Here is a 12,885-nt window from a genome sequence, read left to right on the forward strand (position 1 = left end):
TCCGCACTCGAGACCGATCGGAGAAGTGAATGGGCCTCTTACCGTTGATTCTTACCGGTGGGCCTGCGGTCGGGAAGAGCGTGACGGGCCGGGCTCTCGCGGAAGGGCGTGCGAGGTGTGCCTTCGTTGATGTGGATGACGTACGTCAGCTTGTCGTCTCCGGCTCTGCGGCCCCGTGGGAAGGCGGCGAAGGGCGGAACCAGCAAAGGCTCGGTGTGACGAACGCCTGCGGCATGGCTCGCAACCTTCTGGCCGCGGGCATTGAAATTGTCGTTGCTGACGTGCTCACACCCGAGACCTCCGAGTTGTACCGGCGAGAGCTACCCGGGTGCCTGATCGTGCATCTCATGGTGGGCTTGCCGGAGGCCCGGCGGCGGGCGGCTTCGCGCGAGGTTTGGCTCACCGACGACGAGTTCCGAATGCTCCACGAGGCGGACGCCACGAACCCGCCGTACGCCGACCAGCGCATCCAGGTGGACACACTCGACCTGCGGAACCAGCTCGCCGTGGTAGCCAGTCTCTGGAATGAAGGCCGATCTGCTGGATAGCGCGGAGACCAGTGCTCCACGGACACCGCTCCTGAACGCGATAGCCGGTTGTGCTTTGGCCAGACAGAAGGCTGCCGTATTGGCATTCGAATCACCATTCCGAATGCCGACTCGATTGACACTGACTTGCAGGTTCAATCGTGCCCCGGTCTGATACGGACTCAGCTTCGTGATGTGCGGATGGTGCGGGCTGCTTTCTGTAGTTCTGTGAGGGTGGTTCGGACGGCGGTGCGGGCTGTGTGTTCGGGGCGGTGGAGGGCGTCTATGTGGCGGAGGGTGTGGACGCCGCGGAGGGGGTGGAGGGAGACGGTGGGGTGGGGGCGGGCGGTCCAGCGGGGGATCAGGGCCAGGCCGGCGCCGGCGGCTACCAGTTCGGTGACTACCGTGAACTCGTTGACGCGGTGGACCAGGTTGAGGCGGTGGTTGGCGGCGGCGCCGATGGCCTCGATGGTGGCCATCAGGGGGAAGCCGTCATGGACGGTGATCCAGGGTTCGTGGGCGACGTCGCGTGGGGTGAGGGTGCGCTTGGCTGCGAGCGGGTGGTCAGCGGGTACGGCGACATCGAGCGGCTCGCGCAGCAGCGGAGTGACGGCGACCGTACGCGGCCAAGCCTCCGCATGGTCGAGGCGATGGGCCAGGACGATGTCGTACTCGCGGGTCAACGGCGGGAACTCGTCCTGCGGTACGTCCTCGTCGTGCAGGTGCAACTGGGGAGCGGCCTGGAGGAGCAGCGGGAAGAACGTGGCCGCGGCGCTGTGGAAGGCGGCGATGGAGACCGCTCCGTCGGGTTGTTCGATGAACTCGTCGACGGCGTGCCGCGCCCGGGCCAGCGCGGACTCGACATCCGCCGCGGCACTCGCGAGCGCCTGGCCTGCGGCGGTGAGTACGACTCGGCGCCCCGAGCGTTCGGTCAGCGGGACCGGCATCGAACGCTGCAGCAACCGCAACTGCTGCGACACCGCCGACGGGGTCACCAGCAGCGCCTCGGCCGCGGCCGTCACACTGCCGAGCTCACCGACTTCCCGAAGTACCCGCAACTGCCGCTCGTCCACAAGAACACTGTAGGCCAGCTACAACCTTGTTGAAGAACTTCGGTCTTGGCTACAACATCGGAATCGGTCACCGTTGGACCCGTGCCCGGATCCCGCCGAATCGACCTCGTCCTGCTGATGGTCGCGATCGTCTGGGGCTCGAGCTACCTCGTGGCGAAGACCGCGACCGCCGCCCTCCCCGTACTCGCCGTGCTGTTCCTCCGTTACGCCATCTCCACCCTGGCCCTGCTCCCCGCGGTACGACGCGCCAACCGCGCCGAGCTCCGCACCGGTTTCCTGCTCGGCCTCACCCAAGCCGCCGTGCTGATCCTCGAGACGTACGGCGTCACGCACACCACCGCCGCGAACGCCGGCCTGATCATCAGCCTCACCCTGGTCCTCACGCCGCTGATGGACCGCCGCCGGATGCCGCCGAGGTTCTACCTTGCCGCCGCGAGCTGCGTACTCGCGGTCGGCCTGCTGATGTCCGGCAACGGCCTGCACCGCCTCGGCGTCGGCGACCTCCTGATGCTCGCGGCCGCCGTCGTACGCGCCGGCCATGTCGCGCTCGTCGGCCGCCTCGCCCACGACGTACGCCCGCTCCAACTGACCGCGATCCAGTCCCTCGTCGGTACGGCGCTCTTCGTCGTACCCGCCGTACTGCACCTGCCAACCGCCCCGTCGACGTGGCTGCAAGTGACCTACCTAGCCCTGTTCTGCAGCGTCTTCGCGTTCCTCGCGCAGACCTGGGCGGTGCAGCGTACGTCGGCCAGCCGCGCCAGTCTGTTGCTCGGCACCGAGCCGATCTGGGCCGTTGCCATCGGCATCGGCCTCGGCGACGAACGGCTGACCGTACCGGCCGCGCTCGGCGCCGTACTCATGCTCGCCGGCACCACGTGGGGCCAATCCATCGAACGCCGCCACCGGGAGTCCCCATGCCTGACACCTACGACCGTCTGATCACCCTGCTCGAAGACGTCCCGTACAAGCTGATCGACCACGCCCCCGACGGCACCACCGAGACGGTCAGTGCACTCCGCGGTCACCCGGTCGCGCAAGCCGCCAAGTGCATCATCCTGCTGGTCAAGCCCGACAAGCGCACGACGAAGTACGTGCTGGCCGTCGTCCCCGGCGACCGGCGCGTCGACCTCGACGCGGTCAAGCAGCTGTACGCCGCCCGGTACGTCGGATTCGCCGACGCCGCGACGGCCGAGCGTCTCGCCCGGACGGTTCCGGGTACCGTCCTGCCATTCAGTCTCGACCCGGAGCTCGAACTGATCGCGGACCCGGCCGTCGTCGCCTCGCCGGAGCTGTACTTCAACGCCGCCCGCCTCGACCGCTCGGTGATGATCTCCGGCCCGGACTACGCCGCGCTCGCGAACCCGCGGGTCGAACCGATCACGCCCCAGTGACGCCGTCGACACATTAACGGGTCCACTTCTGGCCGTCAGAGCCGTTGCAGGTCGCCGTGACGACCGCTGCGCCGTTGCCGGTGCCTGTTGCGGTCAGGCAGCGCGTCGGGTCGGCCACGCTGGTCACGGTCTGGTCTTCGTTGACCTCCCACGCCTGGTTGGTCGCTCCTGTGCAGTTCTCGATGGTTACGGAGCTCCCGGCCGTCATGCACTTGTCGGCGTACACCGTGAGCTGCTTGGTGGTCGTGTAGTTCCAGGACTGGTTGCCACCGTTGTTGCAGTCCCACAGGTCCAGCGACGTACCAGGTGCCGTTGAGGACCCTGGTACGTCGGTGCACCGGCCGCTCGCGACTCCACGCAGCGGCTGGCCCGGCGGGGACGGCGGCAGCGTGTTGGTCGGCTCGTCCTTCAGCAGGCGCCAGCCCCACCACAGCTGGTCCAGTCCGCTCCTGCTGTTGACCTGCAGATCGGCCGGGCCTACCTGGGTCGTCATCGAGTAGGAGTCGCCGGTACGCAGCCCCGGCCAGTACACGATGCCCATCTTGTTCTCACGGGCGACCTGGGTGAGCGCGGCGAGGTACGACGTGTACACGTTGCCCTCGTGGTTGCCGTAGTTCAGCCCGATCGTCATCGGCGACCCGGCCTCGTCGATGATCGTCCGCGACCCGTACGACCCGATCCGGGGCCGCAGGTTCGCCAGCCACGCCGCCTCGGTGGTGTCGGAGGCCCAGAACCCGTAGAAGTGCAGCGAGAGGAGCGTTCCCTGCAGCTCCGGCGCCGCGCCGACCCCGGTCACGTTGTCGTTGTACCCGGTGCCGGAGATGACGATCCGGCTCCGCGGTACGTCGCTGTGCCGGGCGATCCAGGCCGACGTCAGCGAGACCCAGTCGGTCAGCGTGTACCCGAACGGCTCGTTCATCGGCTCGAAGTACACGTGCGGGTTCTTGGCGTACGCCTTGACCACGGTGTCCCACATCGCCGCGTACGCCGCGGTGTCGTCGACCCGCCCGTCCTTGGCGTTGTCGGCCTCCCAGTAGCTGAGGATGACGTTGAACCCGCGCTCGACGGCAGCGTCGATCGCCCCGCGGTAGGACCTCCACCAGGCAGTCCCCACGCTCGACGGGTTGATCGGCAGCCGGACCGTGTTCGCCTTGAGCTCCTTGCGGAACTCGCCGACGATCCCGTCCGCCTTGCGGTACGTCGTCGCGTAGTTGTCCGCCGTACTGAGGCCGGACGGGACCACCGCGTCGTGGGCGTAGTTGTCCCGCGGGTCGGCCCAGTTCACCCCGCGGAACGCGCCGGTGTTCGCGGGCAGCGGTGCCGCCGAGGTCGGAGGGGCAGTGAGCGTGGTGACGGCGGCGGCGACCGAGAGCATCGCGGCGGCGATCCTGCGGGCTGATCTCATGCCGCCGATGTTCACGCAAACATTACCCCTCGTCAATGCCTCGACGCCCACTAAGAAGTGCTGGGGGAGGAGCTACAGCACCAGTTCCGGCTGCAGCTTCTTGGCCGGCCAGACCCGCTGCTTGCGGGCGGCCAGGGTGGAGGCGGCGATCCCCACCACGAACCACGCGGCCAGCGCGAGCAGGTCCCGCCCGAGCGAGGCGCCGGGCCCGCCGTACATCAGGTGCCGGACGCCATCGATCGCGTAGCTCATCGGCAGCGCGTGGTGGAAGAAGTACAGCGGCTCCGGGATCGTCTGCCACGGGAACGTACCGCCGGCGCTGACCAGCTGGACCACCATCAGCACCAGGCCGAGGAACTTACCCACCGCACCGAACCACGCCGACAGCGCGTGCAGGATCGCGACGAAGGTCAACGACGTCAGGATCAGGAATCCGACCGTCAGCCACGGATGTGCCGCGTCGATCCCGAGGCCGAGTACGACGGCCACGAACACCAGCGTCGCCTGCACCGCGCCGAAGAGGGCCGGAGGCAACCAACCGCCGAGAGCCACCCGGAACGGCGACTGCAGTGCGGCCAGCGCCCGTGGGGACAGCGGCCGGACCAGCAGGAACAGGACGTACGCCCCGATCCAGCAGGCGAGGCTGAGGAAGAACGGCGCCAGGCCGGCGCCGTAGCTGGCCGCCGTGGCCTGAGAGACGTTCTGCAGCGTCACAGGGGCACCCAGCGTCTCCGCGACTGCCTTGCGCTGGTCAGCGGTCGGGTTGGGGATCTGCTTCACGCCGTTCTGCAGACCGGTGCTCAGCTGGGTCGCACCGGTCTTCAGCTGACCCATACCGGTCGCAAGACTGTTCACACCGGTCAGCAACTGGCCCTGGCCGGCCACGGCCTGCTTCTCACCGGCAGCAAGCTTCTGTGCACCGGTCTGCAGGGTGCCGAGCCCGGTCTTCAGCTGGGAGGCGCCTGTGTTGAGCTGGTGCGCGCCGGTGGCCGCAGTACTGATTCCGCTGGTCAGCGCGGGCGTAGCGTTTGCCAGCTCGGACGCACCGTCCGATACCTTCCGTGCACCGGTTGCAAGCTGGTTGAGCTGCTTGGACGTCGACTGGATCTTCGTGTTCGCCTGTACGACGGGGCCGCGCAGCTTCGCGGTCTCCTGGAGAATCACCCGGATCTGGTGCTGGCTGAGGCCCTGCTCCTTCAGCTTCGCGGCCAGCTGGGCGTCGAATGTCTTCAGGTCCTGGACCAGCGTGCTGGACGCGGTCGCCACCTGCTTTCCGACACCGGCGATCTTCTCGTTGCCGTCGGCAACCTGGCCCGCGCCGTCGGCCAGCTGCTTGGTCTGCTTCGGCAGCGAAGCAGTCTTGTCCTTCAATGTCCCTAGGCCGCTGTCGAGCTGCGAGGCACCAGTCGCGAGCGACGATGCGCCCTGCGAAGCCTGGGTTGCACCAGTCGCCAGCTGCGTCGCGCCGGTCGACAGTTGCTGCTGTGCGGTGTTGAGCTGCGTGGCGCCGGTCTGCAGCTTCGTGACACCAGTCCCGGCGGACGTCAGCCCGGCCTGCAGCTGGGCGGCACCGGAGGCCGCAGTACTGATCTGCTTGTGGATGGTGTTGTAGCCGGCCAGCAGCTGCGACGCGGCCGTCTCACTCACCTGCGACGCGACCGTCTTCGTCACCTGCGCGACGACCTGGTTGGCGATCGTGTGGGCGATGTAGTTGTTGGCGTCGTTCGTCAGCAGCTCCAGCTGCGCCTGCCGCGGCTTGAAGTCCGCACTGGATGCCAGGTCGCCCGAGAACGACTTGGGCAGCACCAGCGCGAACTCGTACTTCCCCTCCGAAACGCCCTGCGTCGCGTCCGCCCGGTCCACCTGGTGCCAGTCGAAGCTCTTCGACTTCACGAGCTCGTCCGCGACCTGCGGTCCGACGTTGAGCTTCTCGCCGGTCGCCAGCGTCGTACCTTGGTCCTCGACGACAACTGCGGTCGGGATCTTGTTGAGCCGGCCGTACGGGTCGTGGTTCGCGTAGAGATACAGGCCGCCGTACAGCACCGGCACCAGCAGCAGCGCGACCACGGCCAGCTTGGGCAGCCGCCCGGCCGTCAGGCGCCGCAACTCACTCAGGGCCATCCGCAGCGCGGTCACGCCTCTGTCTCCTCTTCCTCTTCATCTTCAATTGCAGTCACGGGCTCGACAGGAGCTGTCGGAGCGACCTGCACGGGGTCGGGCTGATCCGTCTCGCCCATGCGGGCGGCCTTGATGTCGAGCAACCGCGCTGACGCGTCAGCACACGTGATGATCACGCCGTACCCGTCTGCCGCCAGCCCGCGCCCCAGCTCGTACCAGCCATGCGGATCGCCACCGTGTCGATCCGGCATGGTCAGAATGACCACCTGTACGTCGGGACGCGCAACGGTGAGCTCCGCGAGGAGTCTTGTCCGTACGGCGACCGGCAGGTGCTCGAACCGCTTGTCGGCGTGCTCCGCGGCGTCATGCTCGTTCAACCACTCGAGCACCGCCTTACGCCCGGCCTTGCGACCGGCGATCGCGAGCTCCTCGCCGACAACCGTCTGAACCGGCAGGGCGTCGTCGGGCTCGGTGATGCCGGGGGCGTCGACCACGGCGACCCGTCGCCGCAGCAAGGCGAGGTCGGCCTTGCCGTCGAACCGGACCGTGCCGGTGTCTGGCTTCAGCCGACCGGACAGCCCCAGCGCCGCGGCTACGTGCCCAGGGCCCGGGTAACCGGTTAGCAGCACCACCTGATGATCCGCGACCGACACCGACGTGGCGAGCAGCATCGGTGCGTGCGGACCACGCACACTGATCCCGACGGCCTCGAGCTCCATCCTGCATCCCCGTTCAATACGGTTGTGTATTCAATACAGAACTGTATCCTACTCCTATGGAACCTCCCAAGCGCCGCCGTTCGAACACGCGGGCCCGTCTTCTCGAAGGCGCCCTCGAGGTGTTCGCCGAGCGCGGGTTCCACGGCGCGTCGGTGGAGGACATCTGCGAGCGCGCCGGGTTCACCCGCGGCGCCTTCTACTCGAACTTCGGCTCCAAGGACGAGCTGGTGCTCGCGCTGTTCCAGGCCACCACCGACCGGCTGCTGGAGCAGATCGAGGCGCTGCTGCCGGAGCTCGCGAGCCAGCCCGGCTCGTTGCTCGACGCCGTCCTCGGACTGCTCGACGAGACCGCGCCGGACCAGCGCCAATGGCACCTGATCTCGGCCGAGTTCACGCTGCACGCACTGCGCGACCCGGACGCGGCGGAGGCGCTGAACAAGCAGCGCGCGATGTTCCGCGAGAGCCTGACGCGGTTGGTCGAGCAGATCACCGAGACGAGTGGCCTCGAGCTGACCGTCCCGGCGGAGCAGTTCGTCCGGATGGTCATCGCCGTACACGAAGGGGCTCGGTCGCAGAGCCTGCTCGAGCCGGACGAGGTGCCGGCCGGGACGCTGGAGCACACGTTCCTGCCGATGGTGCTGGAGGCGGTCAGCCGACCTTCACGCTGACCGTGTGCAGGCCGGTCGCGCCGTTCGGAGCGGGTGGTGCGGACGACTCGACCTGCGGATTGCCCTGCGCGTCGAACGCCCGTACCTGCAGCAGATGCGTGCCGTGCGGCGCGTTCCACGTCCAGTGCCACTGCCGCCAGGTGTCCACCGACGGGTCCGCGGCCAGCGTCGCTTGTTGCCAAGGGCCCCCATCTACCCGGACCTCGACCTTGGACACGCCGACGTGCTGGTCCCAGGCCACACCGGCCACCGTCACCGGTCCGGGTGTGACCTTCTTGTTCTGCGGGGTGTCGATCCGCGACGACAGCTTGATCGGCCCGAGCGCCGACCACCCGCGCGGCGTCCAGTACCCCTCGAACTGGTCGAACCGCGTCACCTCGATGTCGACCAGCCACTTCGTCGCCGACACGTAGCCGTACAGCCCGGGTACGACGATCCGCACCGGGAAGCCGTGTTCCACCGGCAGCGGCTCGCCGTTCATCGCGAACGCCAGCATCGCCTGGCGGTCGTCGAGCAGCGTCGGAAGCGGCGTACCGGCGGTGAAGCCGTCCTTCGACGTCGACTTGATCGCGTCCGCGTCCTTCGACGGCCCCGCCTCCTGGAGCAGGTCCTTCAGCACGACACCCGACCAGAGCGCGTTGCCGATCAGGTCGCCGCCGACCTCGTTGCTCACGCAGGTGAGCGTGACCCACTTGTGGATGACCTGGCGTTTCAGCAGGTCGTCGAAGTTGAGGTTGAGCTCGCGGTCGACCATGCCGTGGATCCGCAACTTCCAGTCCGCGGGCACGATCTGCGGTACCGAGAGGGCGGTGTCGATGCGGTAGAAGTCCGCGTTCGCGGTGCCCCACGGTACGGCGCCGTCCGCCTGGACGCCGGCCGGCGGTGCCAGGGACGGCGGCTGCGGGAGCTTGAGCTGCTTGCGGGCGTCGGCGACCGCGGCGCGGTTCCCGCCGACGACCTTGCCGAGTACGGCGATCGCGGCGGAACCGAGGGCCACGCCCGCGGACAGCTGCAGGAACCCACGGCGGCTGACGGCGTCGTCCGGGCCGTGCCTGTCGATCGAAGAGGCCAGCAGGGGTTCCAAACGTCGGCTGAACAGGCGCAGTACGAGCAACGCAGTGACGCCGGCGAGCATCGACGGGAGGAATCCGGTCTGCCCGGAGTCCGCGCGGGTGTACGCGGCCGCGACGGCGGCCCCGCTGAGCGCGATCGTGATCAGCGCGCCGGCCCAGTACCGGCGTACGGAGAGAATCCCTCCGACTGCGGCGAGCACCGCGATCACCAGCAGGATCCCGATCCGGAGTGCCGTCTTGTCATGGGTCCCGAACCAGGAGATCGCCAGGTCCTTCAGCCACGGCGGCACCCGATCGATGAACGCCGACCCGATCGCCACCACCGGCGTCTGCGGCGTACCCACCACGGCCGCGACCACGCTGCCGACCGCGAGCCCCGCCAAGGCCGCCAGCACCCCGCCCAGAGCGCCCCGCCACCACAAACCCCGTCGCTGGTTCACTTCTCAACAATTGCGCGATGGGGCGCCCGACACCAGTCGAGCGCCCCATCCGTTAGTCGCGGGTAATGCGATTGGTGAAGTTGTGGTGCTGGTCAGATCCGGTCGGGCGTGATCGGCCCCAGGCCCGGGCGGCCGTTCGGCCACCGACGGGCGTTGTCCCGGACCCGGCGGAGCTTGCCGAGTACGACGTCCTGCTCGTCCGCCAACTGGGACATCCAGAGGCTGTCGATCTCGAGCAGGTGATCCGGCAGTGCGTCACGCAGCCGCCGCTTCCCCTCCTCGGTCAGGACGGCGAACGAGCCGCGGGCATCGTCGGGACAGGGCTCCCGGCGGACGAGGCCGAGGTTCTCGGCTCGGTCCACCAGACGGGTAATGCCACCAGTGGTGACGGTCAGCTCCCTGGCAAGGGAGGTCAGACGCTGCTTCTCCCCGTTGCTACGGGCCAGCCGTAGCAACAGTTCGAACATTGCCATTTGCAGTCCACTGCGCTTCAAGGAATGGCGCATCAGGTGATCCAGCTCAGCTGCTGCTTCTCGCAGCAGCCCGTAGGCCGTCAGCACGTCGCTTTCCCAGGGTTCGGCGGCGCGAGTGGGTTCTGCATCGGCGAGCGCTAGGGGCGAGCAAAGCGAAGGCGCGATGGTCATGCGCGGACTCTATTAGCTGACCAGTTCACTTCGCTACACGGGGTGACCTTTCGGCTACAGATCGACCCAGAACCGCAAACCTCCTGAGCGTAACGGACACCCAGAACCAGATCCGGTCTAGAACGGTGAAATTCGTACTGCGGCGGCGCCGGAACGGTGGCAGGATGACCGGACGCGCTCGCTGGGGAGGGTACGCATGGCGGTGATCGAGGCGGTCGAGCTGGTCAAGGAGTTCAGCCGGCCCGCGGTACTCCCGGGCCGCCTGCCGCGCCCGCGAGCGCTGTTCAGCACCAAACGCGACATCACCCGCGCGGTGAACGGCGTGAACTTCGAGGTCGAGCCCGGCGAACTCGTCGGGTACCTCGGCCCGAACGGCGCCGGCAAGTCGACGACCATCAAGATGCTGACCGGGATCCTCACCCCGACGTCCGGCGTCTGCCGGGTCGCAGGGCTGGAGCCGTCCCGGGACCGCGCCCGGAACGCCCGCAACATCGGCGTGGTGTTCGGTCAGCGGACGCAGCTCTGGTACGACCTCCCACTCCGCGACTCGTTCGAAGTACTGGCGGACCTGTACAACCTGGACCGGGCGACGTATCGCAAGGTGTCGGCCTGTTCACCGAGCTGCTCGACCTGTCGGACTTCCTGGAGACACCGGTGCGCTCGCTGTCGCTCGGCCAGCGGATGCGTGGCGACCTGGTCGCCGCGATGCTGCACGAACCGTCGATCCTGTTCCTCGACGAGCCGACGGTCGGGCTGGACGTGGTCGCCAAGGCGCGGCTGACCGAGTTCATCGCGGAGACCAACCGGACCGCGGGCACGACCGTTGTGCTGACCACCCACGACATGGACGACGTCGAGCGGCTCTGCCAGCGGATCATCGTGATCGACTCCGGCACCGTCCTGTACGACGGGGACCTGTCGCGGCTGAAAGAACGCTTCATGCCGTACCGGCTCCTCGTCCTCACGCTGGCCGAGCGCAGCATCCGCCGGGTCGCGGACATCCCGTTCGCGACCGAGGTCGACTCCGCCGCGGTCGGCACCGTGCTGGCGTACCCGGACCGCAGCGTCGTACTGCGCTTCGACCCGCGGGAGATCACCACCCCCGAGCTGATCGCCCGGGTGTCGCAGGTCTACCAGGTCGACGAGCTGTCGATCGTCGATCCACGCCTGACGGACGTGATCTCCCAGCTGTACGACGGACTGCTCACGTGAGTACGGCGGAGCAGGCGGCGCGGATCAGGGCGTTCCGGGGCATGACCCGGGCCGGGACGCGATCCCTCCTGATCTACCGCGGCGATCTGCTCACCGGCGCGGTGACGCTGGTGATCCAGGTGGTGCTGGCGATCGCGGTCTGGCGGATCGTGTACGGCGACCGGGGGCCGGTCGCCGGTGTGGACGTGCATACGGCGGTCGCGTACGCGGCGATCGCGGCGTGTCTGCAGTCGGTGCTCCTTCCGTGGCAGTTCTCGTCGTTGCCGATGCGGATCCGGAACGGCCAGATCGCGACCGACCTCACCCGGCCGCTCGGCCTGATGTGGCAGGTCCTCGGCCAGAACTTCGGCGTACTGCTCGGCCGGCTGCCGCTCGGCGCGATCGGGCTCGCGGTTGCGGGCGTGATCGGTGCGCTGGTGCTGCCGCCGAGCGGGGGCGCGTTCCTCCTTTCGCTGGTGGCGACGGTGGCCGGCGTCCTGGTGGCGATGTTGTGCAACCTGATCGTGTCGATGGTGACGTTCTGGACGTTCGAGGTCGGCGGGCCGCTGATCGTGTACCGGTTCGGGAGCGCGTTCCTCTCCGGCTCGCTGATCCCGTTGTGGTTCATGCCGGGCTGGCTGCGGTCGTCGGTCGAGTGGCTGCCGTTCCAGGCGCAGGTCTACACCCCGGTGTCGATCTACCTCGGCCGGCTGCGGGGCGGCGAGGCGCTGGCGCTGGTCGGCGTACAGCTGCTGTGGGTCGTCGTACTTGCGGTCCTCCTCGAGCTGGTGTGGCGACGCGCGCGGCACAAGGTGGTGGTGCAGGGTGGCTGAGCCGTCGTGGCTCCGGCAGTACCTGATCCTCGAGCGTGCGGCGCTGCGGGCGCAGTTGCAGTACCGCGTGAACTTCTGGACGACGCTGATGGGCGGCGTCGCCTTTCAGGGCACGCAGCTGCTGTTCCTCGGCGTCCTTCTCGGAAAGTTCGGTGTGATCGCGGGCTGGGGTTTCCCCGAGGTCGCCTTCGTGTTCGCGATGCGGCTGGCATCGCACGCGCTGTACGTCGTTCCGTTCGGGGCCTTGATGTTGACCGACGAGATGGTGCGCGACGGCGAGTTCGACCGGGTGCTGTTGCGACCGGTGAACCCGTTCCTGCAGTTGGTCACGCGACGGTTCTCGCTGATGTCGCTCGGCGACGCGCTGCTCGGCGTCGGCGCGCTGGTCATCTTCAGCCGACAGGCACCCGTCGACTGGGACGCGGTCAAGATTGCCTATCTGCTGCTGGCAGTGCTCGGCGGCAGCCTGATCGAGACTGGCATCGCAACCTTCTTCTGCGGACTGTCCTTCGTCGCAACCTCGACGTTCTCCCTCCGGATCTTCGCCGACAGCTCCATCACCCAGTTCTCCGGCTACCCGTTGACCATGTTCGGTCGGCCGGCCTTCTACGCCTTCTGCACCGCCTTCCCGATGGCCTTCATCTCCTTCCTCCCCGCCACCGTCCTCCTGCACCGCACCTCCGACGTCCCGCTCCCCATCTGGCTGACCACCGCCTCCCCCTTGGCCGGCGCCCTCGCTCTGACCCTCGGCTACGCCTTCTTCACCCGGATGATGCCGAAGTACACGAGTCCCGGAAGCTGAC

General features: G+C 68.1%; 13 protein-coding genes and 1 pseudogene. 8 read left to right on the top strand and 6 right to left on the bottom strand.

Going from position 1 to position 12,885, the window contains the following annotated elements; genetic code table 11:
* Nucleotides 1-215: 215 nt before the first annotated feature.
* Nucleotides 216-548, top strand: a complete 333-nt coding sequence (locus JOF29_RS24660; protein WP_209696837.1) for a hypothetical protein — start codon at nucleotides 216-218, stop codon at nucleotides 546-548.
* A 161-nt stretch (nucleotides 549-709) separates the two neighbouring features.
* Here JOF29_RS24660 and JOF29_RS24665 read toward each other — a convergent pair whose 3' ends face one another.
* Nucleotides 710-1,600 carry a LysR family transcriptional regulator gene (locus JOF29_RS24665; RefSeq protein ID WP_209696838.1) on the bottom strand — a complete coding sequence of 297 codons (891 nt, stop codon included), beginning with the start codon at nucleotides 1,598-1,600 and terminating at the stop codon, nucleotides 710-712.
* Between the two features lie 81 nt (nucleotides 1,601-1,681).
* On the opposite strand from JOF29_RS24665, the gene JOF29_RS24670 reads away from it, so the two are divergent.
* Together JOF29_RS24670 and JOF29_RS24675 are read left to right on the top strand one after the other, a co-directional pair.
* The gene (locus JOF29_RS24670; protein ID WP_209696839.1) at nucleotides 1,682-2,539 is read left to right on the top strand and encodes a DMT family transporter; all 858 of its coding nucleotides are present in this window, start codon (nucleotides 1,682-1,684) and stop codon (nucleotides 2,537-2,539) included.
* Entirely contained in the window at nucleotides 2,515-2,991 is a 477-nt protein-coding gene (locus JOF29_RS24675) for a YbaK/EbsC family protein (protein WP_209696840.1), read from the top strand. The genes JOF29_RS24670 and JOF29_RS24675 overlap by 25 nt, the downstream gene beginning before the upstream one ends.
* Before the next feature lie 13 nt (nucleotides 2,992-3,004).
* Here the strand turns inward: JOF29_RS24675 and JOF29_RS24680 are convergent, their stop codons facing one another.
* From JOF29_RS24680 to JOF29_RS24690, 3 genes are all read right to left on the bottom strand, one after another.
* The gene (locus tag JOF29_RS24680) at nucleotides 3,005-4,396 is read right to left on the bottom strand and encodes a ricin-type beta-trefoil lectin domain protein (protein ID WP_209696841.1); all 1,392 of its coding nucleotides are present in this window, start codon (nucleotides 4,394-4,396) and stop codon (nucleotides 3,005-3,007) included.
* A gap of 72 nt (nucleotides 4,397-4,468) precedes the next feature.
* The gene (locus tag JOF29_RS24685) at nucleotides 4,469-6,532 is read right to left on the bottom strand and encodes a YhgE/Pip domain-containing protein (RefSeq protein WP_209696842.1); all 2,064 of its coding nucleotides are present in this window, start codon (nucleotides 6,530-6,532) and stop codon (nucleotides 4,469-4,471) included.
* Nucleotides 6,529-7,233 (bottom strand): hypothetical protein, encoded by a 705-nt coding sequence (locus JOF29_RS24690; RefSeq protein ID WP_209696843.1) that lies wholly within the window; start codon nucleotides 7,231-7,233, stop codon nucleotides 6,529-6,531. The genes JOF29_RS24685 and JOF29_RS24690 overlap by 4 nt, the downstream gene beginning before the upstream one ends.
* A 56-nt stretch (nucleotides 7,234-7,289) precedes the next feature.
* Between JOF29_RS24690 and JOF29_RS24695 the strand changes: the two genes are divergently transcribed.
* A complete protein-coding gene (locus JOF29_RS24695) occupies nucleotides 7,290-7,901 on the top strand; it encodes a TetR/AcrR family transcriptional regulator (protein ID WP_209696844.1) in 612 nt (203 codons plus the stop codon).
* Here the strand turns inward: JOF29_RS24695 and JOF29_RS24700 are convergent.
* Nucleotides 7,882-9,414, bottom strand: a complete 1,533-nt coding sequence (locus JOF29_RS24700; protein ID WP_307863656.1) for a molybdopterin-dependent oxidoreductase — start codon at nucleotides 9,412-9,414, stop codon at nucleotides 7,882-7,884. The two genes, JOF29_RS24695 and JOF29_RS24700, sit on opposite strands and share 20 nt — an antisense overlap.
* Nucleotides 9,415-9,506: 92 nt before the next feature.
* Nucleotides 9,507-10,058, bottom strand: a complete 552-nt coding sequence (locus JOF29_RS24705; RefSeq protein ID WP_238156732.1) for a MarR family winged helix-turn-helix transcriptional regulator — start codon at nucleotides 10,056-10,058, stop codon at nucleotides 9,507-9,509.
* A 196-nt stretch (nucleotides 10,059-10,254) separates the two neighbouring features.
* On the opposite strand from JOF29_RS24705, the pseudogene JOF29_RS46325 reads away from it, so the two are divergent.
* The 4 genes and pseudogenes from JOF29_RS46325 to JOF29_RS24725 all read left to right on the top strand — a co-directional run.
* Nucleotides 10,255-10,548: pseudogene (locus JOF29_RS46325) on the top strand (ATP-binding cassette domain-containing protein); the annotation flags it as partial.
* Between the two features lie 32 nt (nucleotides 10,549-10,580).
* Nucleotides 10,581-11,270: an AAA family ATPase gene (locus tag JOF29_RS24715; protein WP_504739550.1), complete on the top strand. Its 690-nt coding sequence runs from the start codon at nucleotides 10,581-10,583 to the stop codon at nucleotides 11,268-11,270.
* Nucleotides 11,267-12,082, top strand: coding sequence for an ABC transporter permease (locus JOF29_RS24720; protein ID WP_209696845.1), 816 nt, complete (start codon nucleotides 11,267-11,269; stop codon nucleotides 12,080-12,082). Before JOF29_RS24715 ends, JOF29_RS24720 begins: the two co-directional genes overlap by 4 nt.
* Nucleotides 12,075-12,884: an ABC transporter permease gene (locus JOF29_RS24725; protein WP_209696846.1), complete on the top strand. Its 810-nt coding sequence runs from the start codon at nucleotides 12,075-12,077 to the stop codon at nucleotides 12,882-12,884. Before JOF29_RS24720 ends, JOF29_RS24725 begins: the two co-directional genes overlap by 8 nt.
* Nucleotide 12,885: the final 1 nt, after the last annotated feature.

The organism is Kribbella aluminosa (assembly GCF_017876295.1).
In the GTDB taxonomy this organism is placed as follows: domain Bacteria; phylum Actinomycetota; class Actinomycetes; order Propionibacteriales; family Kribbellaceae; genus Kribbella; species Kribbella aluminosa.